Source organism: Actinophytocola sp. (assembly GCF_045807065.1).
GTDB lineage: Bacteria > Actinomycetota > Actinomycetes > Mycobacteriales > Pseudonocardiaceae > Actinophytocola.
On record NZ_JBJMIE010000428.1, the window covers coordinates 1 to 2,023 of the forward strand.

Genomic DNA, 2,023 nt, shown 5'->3' on the forward strand with positions numbered 1-2,023 from the left:
CGGCCACCCTGCTCCTGACCGCCATCAACGGCGAGCCGGCACCGGGAAAGCACACGAACCCCTGCCGCCTGGTGATCCGCGACTCAACCACCGTCCCCCTCTGACCCGCGTGTCCAACGCGGCGGTCGGGTGAGTTCAACGAATCGTGACGGCACGTTTTGTTGAACTCACCCGTCGTCCCGGTTGGACACGCGGGTTCGGGGTGTTGGTGTCGCGGGCGCGGGCCAGTTGGGCGACGCCCCAGCCGGCCAGCACGGCGCAGCCGGCGGCGATGGCCATCTGGAGCGGCGTGGTGCCCAGGTGCTCGCCCAGGAGGAGCACGCCGATGGCCGTGGCCGTGGCCGGGTTCACGAGGTTGGTCATGGCCAGCGGCGCGGCCAGTCCGTTGCGGTAGGAGCGCTGGGTGAGCAGCGTCGCCGCGATGGCGAACACGACGATGGCGGCGAGCGCGAAGATCATGACGGGCCGCAGCAGGACGTCCCCGCCCGAGTCGCCGACGGAGACGACGACGGTCTGGCACAGCGCCGAGCAGACCGAGTAGGCCGCCCCGCCCGCGACCGCCTCCCACAGGCTCGACGCGCCGGGCCGCCGGCCCTGGAAGCCGAGCACCGCGAGGAACGTGGCCGTGGCGAGGACCAGCGCGACCAGCTCGCCGGAGCCGAGCGTCCTGGTCGTGCCCGGGGTGGTGATGAGCAGCGCCAGCCCGGCGAGCCCGAGCACCGTCTTGGACATGCCGGTCAGCTCGAGCCTGGTCACCTTCCGGTGGGCCGCGGACGCCGCGAACGGGACGGCGATCACGAGGGTGAGCACGCCGAGCGGCTGGATCAGGGACAGCGGCCCGAACCCGAGCGACGTGACGTGCAGTGCGGCCCCGAGCGCGTTGAGGGCGATCGCCGCCCACAGCACGGGGACGCGGACCAGCTGCCGGACCGTCAGGTGGGCGTGCCTGGCCTGGATCAGCGCGGCGGCGGCGTAGGCGATGGCGACCGCCACGCACAGCGCGATGGTGATGATCAGGTTGGCCATTCCCACCCTCTCGGTTCGCCCGACGGAAGCGTCGGCGCTCGGACGTGCCGAGGGCTCCGGCAGCATGCGGGATCGTTCGAGGGTAACGGCTCGGCTGGTACGACGTGCTCGGAACGCCCTGTGACGACTCCCACTCGACCCGCGAACGCGCCGGTCAGGTGAGGTGCGTGAGGGCGTCGGCGACCACGCGGACGGACGGGCGCCGGCCGCCGACCGGCTCGTGCGGGGTCAGCCAGCGGACCGGCCCGCGGGCCGTCATGCTCGGCGGGAGCGGCACGCGGCGGCCCGCCGGCAGCTTGCCGACCTGCGCGGGGAGCGGCGGCACGGACTCCGCCGCGCCGGTGGGCTCGAGCAGCAGCACGACGCCCTGCTGGTCGCACAGGTCGATCACCGGGCAGGACAGGTCCATGCGGTCCAGGGCGGCGACCAGCTCCGCGGCGAGGCCGGTCGGCATGCGCAGGCCCCAGATGTCGTCGTCCAGCTCGACGGCCAGCTGGCTGCCGTCGACGGTGGTGGTCCAGCCCAGCTCCAGCCGGTACTGGTGGGCGGCGTGCCGCAGCTGGTAGTCGGTGTCGAGGGCGAAGTCGATGGTCATCACGCCGCCGCCATCAGGGACTCGCCCGCGCGCAGGGTGCGGAGCGCCTTGTGGACGCGGCTCTTGACGGTGCCGACCGGGACGCCGAGCACCGTCGCGGCCGCGACGGCGGTGCGGTCGGCGAAGTAGACCTCGACCAGCGTCTGGCGGTGCGCGGCGGGCAGGTGCTCGAGCACCGCGTCGACGTCGATGCGGGTCTCCACCTCCTCACACGGGGCGACGGCGACGGCGGCGTTCTCGAACCCGTGGTCGGGCAGCTCCACCTCGGTGGGCCGCGCCTGGCGCCTGCGGTGCTGGTCGATGGCCACGTTGTGGGCGATGCGCATCAGCCAGGACCGCACCGACGCGATCCCGGCGAGCCGGTCGACGTTGCGCCACGCACGCAGCCAGGTCTCCTGCACG

The 2,023-nt window shown here is 73.4% G+C and carries 3 protein-coding genes; all 3 read right to left on the reverse strand.

Going from position 1 to position 2,023, the window contains the following annotated elements; translation table 11 throughout:
* Positions 1–135 precede the first annotated feature (135 nt).
* Positions 136–1,026, reverse strand: coding sequence for a hypothetical protein (locus tag ACJ73U_RS25190; protein ID WP_407780177.1), 891 nt, complete (start codon positions 1,024–1,026; stop codon positions 136–138).
* A 154-nt stretch (positions 1,027–1,180) separates the two neighbouring features.
* A complete protein-coding gene (locus tag ACJ73U_RS25195; protein ID WP_407780178.1) occupies positions 1,181–1,621 on the reverse strand; it encodes a hypothetical protein in 441 nt (146 codons plus the stop codon).
* Positions 1,621–2,023 (reverse strand): RNA polymerase sigma factor (locus tag ACJ73U_RS25200; RefSeq protein ID WP_407780179.1); only part of this gene is annotated, 403 nt, incomplete at its 5' end. The genes ACJ73U_RS25195 and ACJ73U_RS25200, both read right to left, overlap by 1 nt.